This is a genomic window from Candidatus Ulvibacter alkanivorans (genome assembly GCF_003333325.1).
GTDB classification, from domain to species: Bacteria; Bacteroidota; Bacteroidia; order Flavobacteriales; family Flavobacteriaceae; genus Ulvibacter_A; species Ulvibacter_A alkanivorans.
In genome coordinates, this window is record NZ_QOLC01000054.1 from 1 (window position 1) to 17249 (window position 17249).

Sequence of the window (17249 nt, forward strand, 5' to 3'; positions counted from 1 at the left end):
TGACGAGAGAACACCTTCCGAAGAAAACACACCGACACCCTTAAAGATTGGTGATATGTATGAGGGTGGTATGGATTTTTTTATTGATGAAACTGGCGAACATGGACTCATTGCTGCTACGGAAGACCTAGACAGATTTCCAGACATTTGGGGCTGTGTTGCCTCAATGAGCTCAACAGCACAGCAAGTTGCAATTGCAACAGCAACGACAAATACCCGTTCGATTGTATCAAACTGCCCAGATGAGAATACGGCTTCTAAATGGTGTGCCGAATTAGAGTTGAATGGTTTTAACAACTGGTATTTACCGTCTATTAATGAATTGGAAGTAATGTATATACACAAAAATGCGATAGTTAATTTTGAGCAATCTGATCCCGAAAACAGTATCTATATGTCTTCTTCGGAATCGCTACCAGATGGAGATGAAGGGTATTACAAATGTTATGTATCTGATTTTAGTGCCACTCTCCTGCTAGCGGCCACGAGGAAAGTAAACACAAGTAAAGGTAACAACTCATTAAAAGCACGACCAGTTAGATCGTTTTAAGTACTATGTAACACCACATTTGTTGACAGAAAAACAACTTATACAAGCCTGTTGTAAACGTGACCGAAAGGCACAGCGAATCTTATACGAATCGTATAAGGACTCACTCTTTATGACCTGCTGCAAATACAGTAGGAATGACACGGAAGCTGAAGATGTATTTCATGACGTGTTCATTACCATATTAGATAAAATTAAGACGTATAAAGGCAAAGGATCCTTCGAAGGATGGATGAAACGTATTGCCATATTTAAATCGATAGACCATTATAAATCTAGAAAAGAGATTCCGATGGAAATACAGGAGAACCAACTAACCGAACCTTCGACCGAACTAGATTTAGGACGTGTTTCTATCGATGTTATACTATTGGCGATTCAACAATTACCCGACCAATATAGAATAGTTTTCAACTTATATCAGTTGGATGGATTCACACATAAAGAAATTGCTTCCATGCTAGCCATACATGAGGGTACTTCTAAATCGAATTACCATCGCGCCAAAGCTTTACTTCGGAAAAGCTTAGCCAAAGAACAAATGTCCACTAATAAAAAGACATCGAATTATGGAGCGTAAACAAGATATTGGATCTAAAATAGAACAGCGGTTAACCGGCACACAAAAAGCGCCTAGCGAACGAGTCTGGGAACGTATTAACACCTATCTTGACGAAGAAGAACAACAAAGACGCAAATTACATCTTTGGTGGTATATTACAGGCGGATTAGGATTAGCCATTTTAGTTATTTTTAGTGTGAATTGGTTGCTGCCGTACCACGAACAGCCGTCACTTAGATCGAACCCACCTGTAACCACCACAGAAGGCAATAACGAGGATATAAATAACGAAACGATCCCTATCGATTCAATTCAGTTGAAGCCATTACAGATTCCTACAGCGATTACTTCAGAAAAAAGAAACGACACTACTAATCTACTTCAGCTAAATCAATCAACCAACCAAGATAAACGACCAATTACCTACCAAATAACCGCTGATGATTTGCCTAATACGATTGACAAAGCAATTACCCAAGCTCAAAATAATAATGTTCAAGAGAAGACAACAGCTCCTACAACTACAAATACTAAGAATGTGGATAACACCATTACTTCTGTGTCAAGCAATGATCGAAACCAAGACAGCGAAAAGAAGTTAATAGGAGATTTTAATAAGTCTGAAGATGTTACTAGCACAAAAGAAACTGCAATTTCAGAAAGACAACAGGCTAAAAAGGTATTAGACAGCCTCAAGGCCGATAGAGATAGAAAACTAGCAGAACGTATTACAAAAAAAAGGAGTATTTCGATGGAAGAAACTGCGAAATCGGATTCCATCGAAAATCAAAGAAAAAATCCGTGGAGTGTTTCAGCTATAGCCGCTCCTGTTCTTTTTGAAGCTTCGCGGAATGGTTCGACTATCGATCAAGAATTGGTTGGAAAAGATAAATCTGCTCGTATTAATTTTGCGTATGGGCTTGGTGTTCATTTTGCGCTGACTGATAAATTTTCATTGAACTACCATGTAATTAAAACGAAGCTTGGTTATACAACGAATGATATTCAGACAGGGTTTCCCGCAGATTCTACGGCCATTTTAAGTTACACCAATTTACAAGTAGCCAACGGAGTTTCAACTGCATCTGTAGCCGAATTTATAAATGGTGCATCTACCACTCGTTTGTTACAAGAAATCGAATACATTGAAATGCCATTACAGGTCTCGTACCGATTTTCTGAAAATAGATTCGGAGTTCATGTTTACGGCGGAATTAGCACCTATTTTTTAATCAATAATGATCTGTATTTAGAGAATCAAGCAGGAGATCGTTATCGCATCGGATCTTCAAATAATCTTTCTAAAGGTAACTTTAGTCTTAATGCCGGTGTTGGATTATATTATAACCTTTCGAACCGCCTAACGATTACTCTCGATCCTACCTTTAAATATCAAATTAACACCTTAGAAAATATTTCATTCGATGGTAAAACATACCTGCTAGGAGTTTATACAGGAATAAGGTACAACCTAAACCTCAAATAATTTGAATAAGTTTGTAACCTTTTTGGCTATTTTACGTATAACCTAATAGACACACAAATTTAACCTAGTAATACAGGAGACAACTTAATGAGACAACTTAAAATCACCAAGCAGGTTACCAACAGGGAAACTGCCTCTTTAGACAAGTACCTTCAGGAAATTGGAAAAGTTGACTTAATTACCGCAGACGAAGAAGTAGAATTGGCACAACGCATAAAAGCGGGTGACCAACGCGCACTAGAAAAGCTTACAAAAGCTAACTTGCGATTCGTTGTTTCGGTAGCAAAGCAATACCAAAATCAAGGGCTTACACTACCCGACCTAATTAACGAAGGAAACTTAGGTCTCATAAAAGCAGCGCAACGTTTTGATGAAACGCGTGGTTTTAAATTTATATCCTATGCTGTTTGGTGGATTCGCCAATCCATTTTACAAGCATTAGCAGAGCAATCTCGTATTGTACGACTTCCACTTAATAAGATTGGAAGCATCAATAAAATAAATAAGACATTTGCCTTTTTAGAGCAAGCGCATGAACGACCCCCTTCCGCAGAAGAAATTGCGAAAGAATTAGACATGACAATCAATGACGTAAAAGAATCCATGAAGAATTCTGGACGTCACGTATCCATGGATGCGCCACTGGTAGAAGGAGAAGATTCTAACTTGTATGATGTACTGCGAAGTGGAGAATCTCCTAACCCGGACCGTTCATTATTACACGAATCGTTGCGTACCGAAATCGAACGTGCTCTAGAGACATTAACACCAAGAGAAGCCGATGTGATCCGACTTTATTTTGGATTGGGCGATCAACACCCTATGACCCTTGAGGAGATTGGAGAAACTTTCGACCTTACACGAGAGCGTGTTCGGCAAATTAAGGAGAAAGCGATCCGCCGACTAAAGCACACTTCAAGAAGCAAGATTTTAAAGACCTATTTGGGTTAAAACCCAATAACAGCAACAAACAGTATTAAACATACTGTTCGTTTTTTGATTGATGAATGACCTCCGGCTGATTACCGGAGGTTTTTTCTATCTTTATAACTCAAATCAACTTGCGTGCTACACACCATTTTGTATATTAGTAATACGTCCGAAGACTTGACCAAAGCAGGTTTAGATGCTATATTTAATAGTACGCAGTCTAATAATTCCGAAAACGGCATCACAGGTGTCCTTCTGCATTTCGAACGTAATTTTCTTCAAGTGTTAGAAGGAGATAGCACTATCTTAGAAACCCTTTTTAAAACAATTCGTCAAGATCCTCGACATAAAAATATATTTATCATACTCGATAAGAAGATCGAAGATCGTATTTTTGAAAATTACAGATCGGGCTTTAGTATTCTTAAGAACAAAAGTGATCTTGAAAACCTAAAACAATATTTAACCGATGCCGATGCCACGATTCCTCGATCTAAAAATATTGCAGGAGTCTTAGAACCATTTTTACTATAAATTATGAGTAACACACTACTTGCCCCTTCCATACTTGCAGCCGATTTTGCCAATCTTCAACGCGATATTGAAATGATAAACGAAAGTGATGCCGATTGGTTTCACATAGATATTATGGACGGCGTCTTTGTGCCGAATATTTCCTTCGGAATGCCGGTCTTAAAAAGTATCGCAACCTATGCAAAAAAACCATTGGATGTCCATTTAATGATCGTAGATCCCGATCGCTATATTAAAACTTTTGCAGATCTTGGAGCAAACACCTTAACGGTTCATTACGAAGCATGCACTCACTTACACCGCACCCTTCAAGCGATTAAAGCTGAAGGAATGCAAGCCGGTGTAGCACTCAATCCGCATACATCTGTTAATCTATTAGAAGACACCATTCAAGATATAGATCTGGTTTGTATGATGAGTGTAAATCCAGGCTTTGGTGGACAAAGCTTTATAGAAAACACCTATAAAAAAGTAACCGACTTAAAAGCTATTATTAGCGATAGAGGTGCCACTACCAAGATAGAAATCGATGGAGGGGTTACCAATGCAAATGCCAAACAATTGGTAGGCGCAGGGGCAGATGTACTCGTTGCGGGAAGCTACGTTTTTGGATCTGCAAATCCTAAACAGACCATAGATGATCTTAGGTCGTTGGTGTCTGAATAACCCTAGAGCTTAGTTCAAAATTATAATTATAGACAATCTCCTCCTTCTTTTTAGTACATTTAAGGAGAATTGTACTGCATGAAACCTAGTTTCGATACTTGGACCTCCGCTTTTCTTATTGCCGTTGCAATGGGGTTATTTCTGTTTTTCATTTTAATCGCTACCCGAAATAGAAAAAACCTTCCAATTGCTTTCGTGCTATTGGCATTTAGCTTGATCCTTTTTCAATATGTACTTTACTGGACGGGATACCAACAACTGTTTCCCTATTTGTCCTACTTTCCTGCCGTTTGTTATTATTGTATTGGACCACTGTTATATCTCTATTTTAAGGGGTTGTTCCGCGTAGAAAGCACGATTCCTGCCTATGTTCATTTTCTGCCTGCCTTGATCGCTCTAACGCCAAATATATGGCTTTGGTTGGCGTATGCCGGAATTCGTGAGACAGTCACACCCGTTCTCTTTATGTTGAACGGATGGGTGATCGCCGTACATTTAGTTTTATACTTTTTTATCATTTTTCAGATCACAAGAAAAAAAAGAGTGGCTTCGAGTCAATATAGTGCTCTAAGACGGCGTTGGGCGAATACGTTATTGTTCTTGTTCGGTGTTTTTATTCTTGCCTATATCTCCTATTACACACTGGTAAACTTTGCTTTTTTTAATCCGCAATGGGATTATATGATCTCAATCTCGATGAGTGTATCTATTTACGCGATTGGATATTTTGTAATTAAACAACCAAGTATATTTGACGGCGAATTATACGCAGAATTATTTCTGCCTAGTCCCAACCAAGGAGACACCCTAGAATCAGAATTGCTCAATGAGTTTTACGATCATGTAGTTCACTATATGGAATCTGAAAAACCTTACACCGATAATGAGCTAAGACTCGTAAATTTAGCCGATCAAGTGGGTTTTTCTACACACCTACTTTCCAAAGTAATTAATAATAAATCCGGGGTAAATTTTAACACCTTTGTAAACGAATATCGTTTAAGAGCTTCAGAAGAACTGTTACTAACGCAGCCAACCATGTCTGTAAAGATGATCTATTTCGACGTGGGGTTTAATAATAAGGCCACATTTTATAAGGCCTTTAAAGAAAAACATAATTGCACGCCTTCAGAGTATAGACACCGACTTTTAAAAGCCTAACCCTACATTTTAAGTTTCATTTTATAAATACATACTCCTTTACGGTAGATTTTTCAGAATTTATTCTTCGGAAATTATAAAATTCAACATCATGAAAAAAACGAACTACCTTTTGTTACTAAGCCTATTCTTGGCTTTCGTATCTGGATCTGCTCAAGATTTTAAGATCTATGTGTCCGATGCCGGCAATTTCAACAATCCGCCATGGCAACTTTTAATGTTTGATGAGAACGGTGACAACCCACAGCAAATTACAACCGAAAACTTAGCCTGGCCACAAGACATCTTGTTTTTAGAAGATCAAGATGCCATGCTTGTTTCTAATCTAAACACCGGAGAAATTACAAAGTACGATGCCAACAGTGGTGATTTTCAATCCAACTTTGCCTCTGGGATTGGCGGCCCGACTCGAATGAAAATTGGACCGGACAACCTAATTTATGTGTTACAATGGCAAGGCAATGGCACTGTATTTACTTACGAACAGGATGGCACTTTTGCCGGTGAATTTACCACGGTGGGTGTAAACCAAAGCATTGGTCTGGATTGGGACAGCAATGGTAATTTATACGTTTCCTCCTTTGGTGGAGCCTCGGTTAGAAAATTTGACACTACTGGAGCTGACCAAGGATTGTTTATTGACTCCAACTTGCAAGGTCCTACAAACATTTTTTTCGATGACAACGACAACTTGTATGTCCTAGACTGGACCGCAGGAAACGTGAAGAAGTTTGACAGTAACGGTACTTTTATGGAAATTTTTATCGATGGTCTAAGTCAGCCGGAAGGAGTAGATTTTTATCCCAACGGAAACATTCTTATTGGAGATGGTGGAACCGGAGCCGTAAAACTTTTTGATAGTGAAGGGATGTTTATAGAAGACATTGTCACTGCCGGCGACGGAAACCTATTGCAGCCTAATGCAGTCGTACTAAGAGATGCCACATTGAACATACCTGATTACGACAAAGACAACATTTTGGTCACCCCCACCATAGGGGATCAATTTTTAATCGAACCGGCCACTTTAGACACTTTCCGTTCTCTTCAGGTGTTTGATATTAGCGGAAAAAAGATTGCGATTATCGATCTAACTTCAACCAACATGTGGAGTGCAAGCAATTTAAAAGAAGGAATTTATTTCCTCCTAGCAAGTAATCCAAACAAAAAAGTTACTCAAAAAATAGTCGTAAAAAAAAAGTAAATTAAGATAGATTACTACTCCCTAATCACTAAATAAGTCTGCTTAAAAATTCAATTAAGCAGACTTTTACTTGATCATAAGCTATTTGAAGATTTTTTAAATTTTTTGTATCTTAATGTTGGCGACCTTCATTTATGCTATTTTTAAGAACACTCTTTTTTGAACGTAGGGTAAAACAGGATTTAGCTGTTGTTATATAAAAGGGAAATCATGAAAAAAACACTACTCTGCATACTTATTCTATGCTTCATTTCTTTACCACTTTTTGCTCAAGATCCTAATTGGGCTTATGTTAGAACCGATAATACAGGAATTGGCGGACAGTCACATTTTACAATTCAAGGCGATGCTTTCGATAATATTTGGACTGGCGGCTATACTTCATCCTCCGATCATGGCAGCTTAGTTCGTATCGCGACCAACGACACCGTTTATACCAATTGGGGCACCTATTCTGAAAACTATTTACCAAATGGACTTATATTCGATATTGCATTCGATAGCACAGGAATCATTTGGGTGGCCACCGAATCTGGGTTAACAACTTCGGAAGACGGATTGGTTTGGGAGCATTTCGACACTACCAACACAACCTTACTATCCGATCAAATAGAAAGCATTGCCATCGATAGCAACGACGACCCGTGGGTGGTTGCAACCAACTCAGACCTTTCACTTGCAGGAATTGGATACTTCGATGGCACAGCATGGCAGTACTTTACAAGTGCTAATTCTGAACTTCCTGCTGCCACACAATTTCGTGATATCGCAGTTGATGTCAACAATGTGAAATGGATCGCATCAGACAATGGACTTATTTCCTACGACGGAGCTGCATTTACAGTTTACAACACTTCAAATAGTGAATTGTCTTCAAACGATATAGCCAAAGTCGCTATCGATGATCAGGATCGGGTTTGGGCGTTGGTAGGAAATGCCATCGATATTTTTGATGGCAGCAATTGGACTCAAATAAACAGTAACGAATGGCCTGTTACTAATTTTAACGGTCGCTCTATGCATCTTAAAGGCGATGCTGTTATGATCGCTGAAAGTAGTAATGGAAGAATCCTTATGTACGATGGCACTACGTGGCAACTGGAAACTGTAAACTTTTCGATCTACGATTGCTATATTGACAATAGTGGAAATTATTGGGTTTCGGGTTATGGCGTTGTAGGAAAATTTGATGGAACCGATTGGACGAGATATACACGATACAACACCGGATTGCCAGATAATTTTAACAACGATATCTTTATAGACAGCCAAGGAAGAAAATGGTTTGCTAACGGGAGTGGTGGAATTCAAGTTTTTGACTGCCCCAATTGGGAAGTATATGGTCCTAACAATGAAGGTCTGTTTCCAAACCCCCAACCATTATATCAAACGACCATAGGCTCGTCTATTTCTGAAGATGCCGATGGCGACATCTGGTTTACCTTCGATGGTACTTCAGGGTATGCCATTCAAATCCCAAACGGCGATTACCAAGATTACGCCTCCTGGGTGATCTGGGATAATACGAATTCACATCCCGGACTTCAGTTCCCCGAAGAAGTTGAAGCCACCGAAAACGGTGAAGTCTTTATTCGCGCTTACAATGGAAACACATTTATGTACGATAAGAACAATGACTCTTGGACCCTTTGGAACCTTTCCAATGGCTTAACATCGCCCCCATACTGTTTAACAGCACATCCTAATGGTAGCATGTATATAGGCGGTTATCAAAACATAGACATTTACGACAATGGCACATGGAACAACATGGACCTATCGGGTCAAGGAATTGAACACATAAGAGATATTCAATTCGACAGCAATGAACATATGTGGCTAGCTACAACCGATGGGCTTTGGAAATATGACGGAACCACTTGGACCAATTGGAATGAAACTAACAGTAATATTGCGGCAGATAACGTAACGGCCATAGATATTGATTATTCGAGCAATACCATCTACCTAAGTGCCCACAACACTCAAATAGCCCCGTATTATGGAGGTATCTCGTATTTTGATGGTACAGGTAACACCTTTACTACATTCCTTGATGGCAGCTCTCCTTTAGCCCATAAACAAGTGGAAGATATAGCGTTGGATTCCTTCGGAAATATTTGGGCACTTACACAAAGTGAAGGATTTAGTTTGTACAACCCCAATGGGATCGCAGGTTTCGAATGTATCGACAGGTCATTGCAACGAATTCTAGCTGTCGACGAATTTGAAACGACTTCCAATTTTCAAATTATTAGTCATCCAAATCCGTTTGATCATAAGACTTCGATCAGTTTCGAGATCGCCAACGCTGCCCCTGTTTCACTTGAAGTTTACGACTTGTTAGGCAGATTAATTACCTCCTCGACTATCACAGATGTAGTTCCCGGAAAAAACACAACTACAGTGGACCTAACCGGGCAAGAAAGTGGAATCTATTTTGGTAAGATTACAGTAAACGATATTACTGCAACGGTAAAATTATTAAAAAAGTAAAGCGCTAGCTTGTAGTTGTTATTTAGCTACTTATTTCCTTAAAAGGACGATTTTAAATTTAATTTAGAGTCGTCCTTTTCTATCTTTACCAAAAACTAGCGCGTGATTATCGAAAAAGAAGTGTTAATTATTGGCGCAGGACCTATTGGAATTGCCTGTGCATTGGAATGTAAAAAAAGAGCGCTCGATTATGTCGTGGTCGAAAAAGGTCCGTTGACGAATTCGTTATACCAATACCCACTAAATATGACTTTTTTTTCTACTTCGGAAAAATTAGAGATCGGTGGAATCCCTTTTATAAGCAATCAGCCTAAACCCAACCGTGATGAGGCTTTAGAATATTACAGGCGGGTTGTAACATCAAACAATTTAAACATCAACTTATATGAAGAAGTGATTGCGGTAGAAAAAGTGGAAAACTACTTTATGGTTACTTCAGAGAAAAACAGATACCGGGTTAAAAATGTTATTGTGGGTACAGGGTTTTACGACATCCCTAAGAAGTTAGACATTCCCGGAGAAGAGCTAGCCAAGGTCACTCATTATTTTAAAGAAGCCCATCCGTATGTGTTGCAAAAAGTAATTGTGGTTGGCGCCAGCAATTCGGCCGTGGATGCCGCTCTGGAAATTTGGCGAAAAGGTGGCGAAGTGACGATGGTCGTTAGAGGTGCTACTATTGGCGATCGAGTAAAATATTGGGTGAAGCCGGACATCGAAAACCGAATTAAGGAAGGAAGCATTAAGGCTTTTTTTAACGCCCAACTTTCAGAAATAAAAGAAAACGAAGTTATAATTAAGACTTCAGAAGGCACTGCCACAATTCCGAACGATTTTGTATTGGCACTTACCGGTTATCGCCCCGATTTCGATTTCTTAGAAAAAATGGGAGTACGATTAACACAGGATGCTAATCGTTTTCCAGAATACGATGAAAAAACAATGGAAACCAATGTTTCGGGCCTCTATCTTGCCGGTGTTATTTGTGGGGGCATGGAAACACACAAATGGTTTATTGAAAACTCTAGGGTACATGCAGATATTATAGTTAAGCACATAAGTGATAACCTTTAATAGCCTGCAAACTTAAAATTCAGTAATTTTTGAGTGTAGTTGTATAATAGCGGGAAATTGGTCTTAAATTCTTGAGGTGATTCAAAAAAGTACTCGGCCATTACGGCCATAAATTCATACTGATTCGTAAAGGCATACGCTCTAAAATATCGAGTTTCATCTAGTTTATCCTTCACTTCTTGTTGGGTCAATTGTCGTAAGATATTCTGAAACTGTCGGGTAAATCGAGTAGAATCGCTATCACGTCCTTGCTTGGCTTCAAGCTGCATTGCATGCATAAATTCATGAATGCCAAGGTTAAGGTTGTCGTCTGTTATTTTGTATCCCTTTTCAAAATCTTCCCACGAAAGCACCAATGCTTTTTCCCGTGGATTAAATTCGCCAATATGGTACGCCTCATTGGCTTTGCTGTAAAATTTAGTTGGGTACAATAAAACGAATTCTATGAGTGGATAGGTGTAATTTTTTCTTCCGAAGCTAAGCATACAACCCATCGCGGCCAGCAAAACCTTCATTCGTTCGGTGATCTCAAGACCATCTCGTCCTATAAATCGTTTTTGTGCGATGAAATTGGCGACCCTATGTTGAAATTGTCGTTTGTGTCTGTCGGAAAGTTTATTGTAAAAAGTAAATTCTTTCTCAAGAATTTCCTGTTGTTCTTTGGTGAGTTTTTTATAGACAATGTAATGTCTAAACAACGGCTTATTAAAACGCTCTGCGTACCAATTTTCGAAAACCCTGAATAGCACAAATGCAAATCCTAGCAAGACGATTCCGTAGGCATACGGAGCCAGCCAAGCAGCGTTTTCATCGGGTGGTAAAAGTAGCATCATATAGAATTGGGGTAAAGGCGATAACTCAAACCACCTCGTTTCGTTTGTTAACTACTGTAAACAAACGACTTATTTTTAAAATTAGTATGTGCCTGCCGCTTTTCGACCTGCCTTACTCACGCGATAGGATGCTAAGTATATACCAAAAAAGTAACATCAATGATGCGAATAATCCTAAGGAAGCAGCCACATATTGATCTTCACTGTATTTATGAACCATGTTCGAGGTTTGGTACAATATTGCGCCGGCCGCCAAAACGACCATTCCAACACTAAACCACAATCCAAGGTCGAACCCAAATAAAACGCCTGTTACAATAAGTCCTAGCGCTATAAAAAAGCCAATAGTAAGTATAGATCGCAAAAAAGAAAAGTCTTTTTTAGATAACAATACTACTGCCGACAGACCTACGAACAAGGAAAGGGTAATTACTGCAGCTTGATTTAAAATTTCGAGTCCGCCATCACCGGCATACATCATTCCCATTAGGATAAGAGGTATAAAAATAAAGGCTTCGGCTACCACATATATCAGCAATGCTAGGTACTGTTTGTTCATATCATGTGAATTTAGCGCCATTTTCTCGGCATAATTGGTAACTAACATAAAGCCTCCCAACATAAGCAACCACAACCAGCCCTGTGTTAAAGACAGTGCAAACTCCAGCAAGGCTGGAATTTGAAAGAATATCATCTCGACGAGTATAAAAAGCAGTACTGCTAAAGCTAAATGCGTATAGGTTTTGCGATAAAAAGCTACTCTTTTGTCGTTAGTCAAACTACCTACTGTTGGATATTGCGATTGAATTTGTTCCATAAATTGTGGTATTATTTTTTTGTTTCTGAAGGCGATTCGTTATTTCTTAGCACTTTCGCCCTTAAATTGTTGAGAATTGTTCTTAAATAAGACATTAAAGGTCGTAAGACTACCATAACAACGTGTGATATATTGTTGAATATCTACTTTGTCTTGATCATCGAGCGCACTAGAACTGTTTATCTTTTGCTCTAATACTCGAAGGCGGTCACGTAGCAGCACTACTTTACGAAAAAAGGTATCTATTGGAATCTCTTTAGACGATAGGGTTTTATCTTTTGGCTGAAGCAGCAGTGTGCCTCCTTTGTATTTATCGGCAATTGGGACTATTTCAGTCACATCGCTCCATTTCTTTAAAATAGCCTTAAGGCTTTGCTCCACTTCGTAAAAGCTTACTGTGTCAACTTCATCTTGTACTGCGTCTATCACCTCAAAACTCGAATCGACATCGATGGTTTCTAAACCTTTATCGAGAAATGTAACCCAGTACATGTCTGCCGTGACATTGGTAACTACACCCTTGCCATGTTCGGGATGGTCTATTCGCGAGCCTATACCTAAAATTGATTTCATCGTATTTATTTAATGCGAGTGAAAATACACTTTTTTAGCAACTCCCAAAAAAAAGTAACGCACTCTTTGTATATCAATAAAACACAAGTGCTACGGTCAAATAACAAACAATAGACTAATATATTGGAGCACAGATTAATTACAAAAGTCGTAACTTAGAGGAATAAATACTAGCAATTGAACACGATAAAAGTAAGCTCGCTGCCTCTTATGGAGGTAATTAGAGATCTCGCAAAGGCCTTTAACACAACATACGACGAAAGTTGTGGCATTTATTTTTTGAAAATCCCTGAAAAAATTGGAGAAGGCACTATAAAAGGGATCAACTTTGATGGTGGATTGGGTATTCTAATTTACGATTGTAAATTTTTAGAAGAACTCGAAATCAAATTTATTGTAAATGACATCCACCCTCTAAAATTTTTATACTGTTTAGAAGGAAATTTGTTGCACGGCTTTGAAAATGAAACAGACCTCAATACCTTAAGTCAGTATCAAAATACGATTGTAGCGAGCAAAAATTACGATGGTCATATATTAAAGTTTATGGCTAATATTAGAACTAACATAGGTAGCTTAGAAATTAACAGGGAAGATTTTCAGCATAAAATGGATTGCGAGCTTCGTGACCTCACTCCTAATCTTCAGAAATTATTCAGAGACAAAACAGCCAAGGAACCGTTCTATTACAACGGATTCTTTAGCCTTCACGCTGCAGATATTTTTAGAGAAATTGAAAGCTTTGAACACAACAATTTTATTAAGCGCATCTTCTTAGAAGGTAAGGCCTACAAGATCTTAACGCATCAAATCATTCAATATCAAGACGACCAAAAAGATGCGCACAGCAGGTCGCTTTTTAGAAGTTCTGAGTTAACCCTTATCGATAAAGCGGCTAGGATTATTGAAGATGAGATATCTGATATCGACACAATAGAAACCATTGCCGAAAGAGTAGGTTTAAACGTAAATAAACTTCAAGAAGGATTTAAACATCTTTATAACCTTACCGTAAATGGGTATGTTCAAAAAACAAGGCTAGAATTAGCAAAGACCTTACTGTTGAGTACCGATCTAAATATTTCAGAGATTGTAACCCGCGTAGGGCTCTCAAGCAAAAGCTACTTCTCTAAGATATTCAAAGAAAATTATTTAATATCCCCTTCCGATTTCAGAAAAAAGAACAAGGATGCACTAAAGAAGTATGCCACTAAGATTGTAAACTAAAAAAACCAATCTAAGATTGGTTTTTTAATGGTAATTCGCTTGTGAGATTACGATTTACTTTATATATGGCTGTAACAGCTAACGAATTGTATCATATTATACGATCGTTTGGTTGGCTGTTTTTACCCATTTATTTATTTCTTCTTCGGAAACGAATCATCTCTTCTTGAAACAGTTTGAATACAATCAAAATACCTGCCAAAATGAGCAGGGCGTGTATTCCAAATCCAAGGTCGTAGTAAAAGAATCCGACACCCCATAGGATTAAAACTGCAACGATTGCTATTAAAAATAACCGAGACATAACAAGTAAATTGCTTATAAATAAAACATTACTGCTACTAATTTAAAAAAAAAACAAAAAAAACACTAACACAATTCCTCCAATTTCTAACTCATATAATCAGAAACCCTCTTGCAAAACAAGAGGGTTTCCTACAATAGACCAATGAAACAAAACAAACAGGTCTAAACTCAAAACAATAGTCTATCCGTTTATCCTGAATTGTTCATGTTAATTTTCCTTTTCATAGAATTTTGATCTAAAATTTGCATCGTACGATGCACTAAAACCAATACTTCGAAAATACTCAATAGCAGGGTAATGCATTGTCGTAATTCAAACTAAAAGTAACGTTTTTGGTTCAACAGCAATAGATTAGAATAGTTCCTTACTTTAAAAATGGTGAATTGATGCGTAAAATCAAACCGTAGCCCCCTCATTATTACAGCTGGTTCTGCGAGGGGTATATTGAAAGAGCTGACTATAATCCATGACATCCTTTACACCGTCTAACAAACATAAATGTGCTACAACAGCGCACAAGCCTTTAAATAAAATATCTTTGTTGGACGGGTCTACCGGTCTAACAGAATCGCGAGACAATGGAACTCCGTATCCGCACGCAGCTAAAAAAACGGCTTCTATCTTTAATAGCTCTAAAGGGGTATATCCGTTTATCGTTCTACCCAACCGCTGATGCACAAGTCCTACATAGTTAACATGAGGCGAGCCATGCGCGTCAGACAAATGGCGCCAAGCATCAGAATTATCGCAAATAGTTCCCACAGCACATTGGGTGCAACATTCTGGGTGCAATCTACCCTCATGAAACGCAGCGTAAAGCTTCTTGATGGCACTATCGAGTCGAGTTGGAAGATTCATAATAAAGTTTATTAGCTTAAATTAAGAAAAAACACAGAAAATATCAAGTGGATGTTATGGAATGCAATAACATCCACTTTAACTTTTAGAAGATCGAAGTTTCTAAACTGCTGTAATCTGTGTATCTTACACCAAGCTTACTCGACTTTTGTCAGTAAAAATAAGCAACCAAAACACAACCAATCAGCATATAAATTTCTGCTATAAGCATGAAATATTCGCCCTGTAATCATTTATACAAACCTATGCTACTATGGAATTCGTAGAGCTATTAGGTTATTTGGGCGCTCTTGGCATTGGGATTATCTTAGGCTTAATTGGTGGAGGCGGCTCTATACTTACAGTGCCTATCTTGGTGTACGCATTGTCCCTTAATCCGGTTGTCGCCACAGGGTATTCGCTCTTTGTAGTTGGCGCTACTTCTCTTGTTGGTGCTATTCAAAACATGACGAAAGGTAAAGTGGACTTTAAGACGGCAATAATCTTTGCCATCCCCGCCTTTATAGCGGTGTATCTTACACGAAAGTTCTTAATCCCAGCAATCCCTTCTGAATTGTTTTCGGTTGGCAATTTTATTCTTACCAAGGAGCTAGCGCTTATGTTGTTCTTCGCATTGATTATGTTAATAGCAGCGATCTCAATGATTAAGGACAGAAAGGATAAAAAACAGATCTCGGGTCCTAGAAAATTTAATTATCCCTTAATAATCATCGAAGGCTTTTTAGTTGGTGTCATCACCGGTATTGTTGGTGCAGGCGGTGGATTCCTTATTATTCCGGCCTTAGTGCTATTGGCCAAACTACCCATGAAAAAGGCAGTGGCTACGTCTTTATTTATAATCGCTATCAAGTCACTTATTGGATTTGTGGGTGATATTGAGAATCTAGACATCGATTGGTCCTTTCTCCTGTTATTTACCTCTATTTCTATCGTTGGAATATTTATAGGAATTTGGCTGAATAAATTTATAGATGGTAAAAGATTAAAGAAAGCTTTTGGATGGTTTGTTTTACTCATGGGATTCTATATCATGTATAAAGAACTAACACCTTAGCACGGTCATTTCCTTTTTCTTCGGAAAGACTTTTATCGCATTCCAATTAATCCTCTCGGTGATCCCTCAAAGCTCCGCTTTGAAAATAAAAGAGTACCTCGTTACTCTCGGTGATCCCTCAAAGCTCCGCTTTGAAAATAAAAGATTACCTCGTTACTCTCGGTGATCCCTCAAAGCTCCGCTTTGAAAATAAAACACCCGAGCTTAAAAATTCAAGCAAACTTGATTTTACACTCGGGTGTTTTATTTATTCGTGACCGCGGAGGGATTCAAACCCCCAACCCTCAGAGCCGAAATCTGATGCGCTATTCAGTTGCGCCACGCGGCCTAATATGTTAACTCGACAACCGTGCTTTTACGATGGTCGAAATCGTTTTACCGTCTGCCTTGCCTGCCAATCGCTTATTGGCCGCTCCCATCACCTGCCCCATGTCTTTCATAGAAGAAGCATTCAAATCTTCGATAACGGCATCCACCACTTTGGCAACTTCTTCCTCGCTTAGTTGTTCGGGCAAGAATTGCTCGATAGCAGCCGCTTCAGCCAATTCTGGAGCTGCTAGATCTTCTCTACCTTGTTCGGTGTAGATAGCAGCACTGTCCTTACGTTGTTTTACAAGTTTTTGCAACAGTTTAATTTCGTCATCTTCACTTAAATTAGCTCCTGCACCACTCTCAGTCTGCGCTAGTAACAACGCCGATTTTACCGCACGCAATGCTTGTAAAGATTGAGCATCTTTAGCTTTCATTGCGACTTTCATGGCCTCCATTACTTTGGTCTGTAAACTCATTATCCTATGTTTTTACGGATTGCGAAGATAATCAATAAAGTTTGTCCTAGAAAAGAATTTTTGTGTTACTAAACGTCTCCAATCAAGTTATAATTCATAAAAAAACCGAAGCAATAAATTTGCTCCGGCTTT

At 38.6% G+C, this 17249-nt stretch carries 18 protein-coding genes and 1 tRNA gene; 12 read left to right on the forward strand and 7 right to left on the reverse strand.

Translation table 11 applies throughout. The features are described from left to right. The 10 genes from DWA30_RS03990 to DWA30_RS04035 all read left to right on the forward strand — a co-directional run. The coding region (locus DWA30_RS03990; protein WP_136073151.1) for an Lcl C-terminal domain-containing protein at positions 1 to 550 on the forward strand (550 nt) is incomplete at its 5' end. Positions 551 to 572: 22 nt separating this feature from the next. Further along, positions 573 to 1130: an RNA polymerase sigma factor gene (locus DWA30_RS03995; RefSeq protein WP_114491253.1), complete on the forward strand. Its 558-nt coding sequence runs from the start codon at positions 573 to 575 to the stop codon at positions 1128 to 1130. Beyond that, positions 1120 to 2598 carry an outer membrane beta-barrel protein gene (locus DWA30_RS04000; protein WP_114491254.1) on the forward strand — a complete coding sequence of 493 codons (1479 nt, stop codon included), beginning with the start codon at positions 1120 to 1122 and terminating at the stop codon, positions 2596 to 2598. Before DWA30_RS03995 ends, DWA30_RS04000 begins: the two co-directional genes overlap by 11 nt. Before the next feature lie 87 nt (positions 2599 to 2685). Further along, positions 2686 to 3549 (forward strand): sigma-70 family RNA polymerase sigma factor, encoded by an 864-nt coding sequence (locus DWA30_RS04005; RefSeq protein ID WP_034261238.1) that lies wholly within the window; start codon positions 2686 to 2688, stop codon positions 3547 to 3549. Positions 3550 to 3663: 114 nt separating this feature from the next. Continuing rightward, positions 3664 to 4062: a BLUF domain-containing protein gene (locus DWA30_RS04010; RefSeq protein ID WP_114491255.1), complete on the forward strand. Its 399-nt coding sequence runs from the start codon at positions 3664 to 3666 to the stop codon at positions 4060 to 4062. Between the two features lie 3 nt (positions 4063 to 4065). After that, the gene (gene rpe, locus DWA30_RS04015; protein ID WP_114491256.1) at positions 4066 to 4728 is read left to right on the forward strand and encodes a ribulose-phosphate 3-epimerase; all 663 of its coding nucleotides are present in this window, start codon (positions 4066 to 4068) and stop codon (positions 4726 to 4728) included. Positions 4729 to 4806: 78 nt separating this feature from the next. Beyond that, entirely contained in the window at positions 4807 to 5889 is a 1083-nt protein-coding gene (locus tag DWA30_RS04020; protein ID WP_114491257.1) for an AraC family transcriptional regulator, read from the forward strand. 91 nt (positions 5890 to 5980) lie between these two features. Continuing rightward, the gene (locus DWA30_RS04025; RefSeq protein ID WP_114491258.1) at positions 5981 to 7093 is read left to right on the forward strand and encodes a T9SS type A sorting domain-containing protein; all 1113 of its coding nucleotides are present in this window, start codon (positions 5981 to 5983) and stop codon (positions 7091 to 7093) included. Positions 7094 to 7303: 210 nt separating this feature from the next. Beyond that, a complete protein-coding gene (locus tag DWA30_RS04030) occupies positions 7304 to 9589 on the forward strand; it encodes a T9SS type A sorting domain-containing protein (protein ID WP_114491259.1) in 2286 nt (761 codons plus the stop codon). 105 nt (positions 9590 to 9694) lie between these two features. Beyond that, positions 9695 to 10660, forward strand: a complete 966-nt coding sequence (locus DWA30_RS04035) for a YpdA family putative bacillithiol disulfide reductase (RefSeq protein ID WP_168421731.1) — start codon at positions 9695 to 9697, stop codon at positions 10658 to 10660. On the opposite strand, the gene DWA30_RS04040 is transcribed toward DWA30_RS04035, so the two are convergent. From DWA30_RS04040 to DWA30_RS04050, 3 genes are all read right to left on the reverse strand, one after another. Beyond that, on the reverse strand, positions 10657 to 11493 hold the full coding sequence (locus DWA30_RS04040) for a zinc-dependent peptidase (protein ID WP_114491261.1): 837 nt from the start codon (positions 11491 to 11493) through the stop codon (positions 10657 to 10659). The two genes, DWA30_RS04035 and DWA30_RS04040, sit on opposite strands and share 4 nt — an antisense overlap. Before the next feature lie 112 nt (positions 11494 to 11605). After that, complete coding sequence (locus tag DWA30_RS04045; protein ID WP_114491262.1) at positions 11606 to 12310, reverse strand: Bax inhibitor-1/YccA family protein; 705 nt, start codon at positions 12308 to 12310, stop codon at positions 11606 to 11608. A gap of 39 nt (positions 12311 to 12349) precedes the next feature. After that, positions 12350 to 12883 carry a DUF8685 domain-containing protein gene (locus DWA30_RS04050; protein ID WP_114491263.1) on the reverse strand — a complete coding sequence of 178 codons (534 nt, stop codon included), beginning with the start codon at positions 12881 to 12883 and terminating at the stop codon, positions 12350 to 12352. 177 nt (positions 12884 to 13060) lie between these two features. On the opposite strand from DWA30_RS04050, the gene DWA30_RS04055 reads away from it, so the two are divergent. After that, entirely contained in the window at positions 13061 to 14110 is a 1050-nt protein-coding gene (locus DWA30_RS04055) for a helix-turn-helix domain-containing protein (protein ID WP_114491264.1), read from the forward strand. 130 nt (positions 14111 to 14240) lie between these two features. Here DWA30_RS04055 and DWA30_RS04060 read toward each other — a convergent pair whose 3' ends face one another. Then, the gene (locus DWA30_RS04060) at positions 14241 to 14414 is read right to left on the reverse strand and encodes a lmo0937 family membrane protein (protein WP_114491265.1); all 174 of its coding nucleotides are present in this window, start codon (positions 14412 to 14414) and stop codon (positions 14241 to 14243) included. A gap of 399 nt (positions 14415 to 14813) precedes the next feature. Continuing rightward, entirely contained in the window at positions 14814 to 15275 is a 462-nt protein-coding gene (locus DWA30_RS04065) for a Na(+)-translocating NADH-quinone reductase subunit F (protein WP_114491266.1), read from the reverse strand. Positions 15276 to 15528: 253 nt separating this feature from the next. Here DWA30_RS04065 and DWA30_RS04070 point away from each other — a divergent pair, with 253 nt between their 5' ends. Further along, positions 15529 to 16329, forward strand: a complete 801-nt coding sequence (locus DWA30_RS04070; RefSeq protein WP_114491267.1) for a sulfite exporter TauE/SafE family protein — start codon at positions 15529 to 15531, stop codon at positions 16327 to 16329. A gap of 254 nt (positions 16330 to 16583) precedes the next feature. Here the strand turns inward: DWA30_RS04070 and DWA30_RS04075 are convergent. Beyond that, positions 16584 to 16657, reverse strand: a tRNA-Arg gene (locus DWA30_RS04075). 7 nt (positions 16658 to 16664) lie between these two features. Then, positions 16665 to 17117 carry a GatB/YqeY domain-containing protein gene (locus DWA30_RS04080; RefSeq protein WP_114491268.1) on the reverse strand — a complete coding sequence of 151 codons (453 nt, stop codon included), beginning with the start codon at positions 17115 to 17117 and terminating at the stop codon, positions 16665 to 16667. Positions 17118 to 17249 lie beyond the last annotated feature (132 nt).

Excerpts from the sequence above, each read along its gene's own strand:
- DWA30_RS04005 (WP_034261238.1), top strand. The coding sequence starts at position 2,686 with ATGAGACAACTTAAAATCACCAAGCAGGTTACCAACAGGGAAACTGCC.
- DWA30_RS04080 (WP_114491268.1), bottom strand. The coding sequence starts at position 17,117 with ATGAGTTTACAGACCAAAGTAATGGAGGCCATGAAAGTCGCAATGAAA.
- DWA30_RS04060 (WP_114491265.1), bottom strand. The coding sequence starts at position 14,414 with ATGTCTCGGTTATTTTTAATAGCAATCGTTGCAGTTTTAATCCTATGG.
- DWA30_RS04020 (WP_114491257.1), top strand. The coding sequence starts at position 4,807 with ATGAAACCTAGTTTCGATACTTGGACCTCCGCTTTTCTTATTGCCGTT.
- DWA30_RS04025 (WP_114491258.1), top strand. The coding sequence starts at position 5,981 with ATGAAAAAAACGAACTACCTTTTGTTACTAAGCCTATTCTTGGCTTTC.
- DWA30_RS04070 (WP_114491267.1), top strand. The coding sequence starts at position 15,529 with ATGGAATTCGTAGAGCTATTAGGTTATTTGGGCGCTCTTGGCATTGGG.
- rpe (WP_114491256.1), top strand. The coding sequence starts at position 4,066 with ATGAGTAACACACTACTTGCCCCTTCCATACTTGCAGCCGATTTTGCC.
- DWA30_RS04000 (WP_114491254.1), top strand. The coding sequence starts at position 1,120 with ATGGAGCGTAAACAAGATATTGGATCTAAAATAGAACAGCGGTTAACC.
- DWA30_RS04030 (WP_114491259.1), top strand. The coding sequence starts at position 7,304 with ATGAAAAAAACACTACTCTGCATACTTATTCTATGCTTCATTTCTTTA.
- DWA30_RS04065 (WP_114491266.1), bottom strand. The coding sequence starts at position 15,275 with ATGAATCTTCCAACTCGACTCGATAGTGCCATCAAGAAGCTTTACGCT.
- DWA30_RS04040 (WP_114491261.1), bottom strand. The coding sequence starts at position 11,493 with ATGATGCTACTTTTACCACCCGATGAAAACGCTGCTTGGCTGGCTCCG.
- DWA30_RS04045 (WP_114491262.1), bottom strand. The coding sequence starts at position 12,310 with ATGGAACAAATTCAATCGCAATATCCAACAGTAGGTAGTTTGACTAAC.
- DWA30_RS04050 (WP_114491263.1), bottom strand. The coding sequence starts at position 12,883 with ATGAAATCAATTTTAGGTATAGGCTCGCGAATAGACCATCCCGAACAT.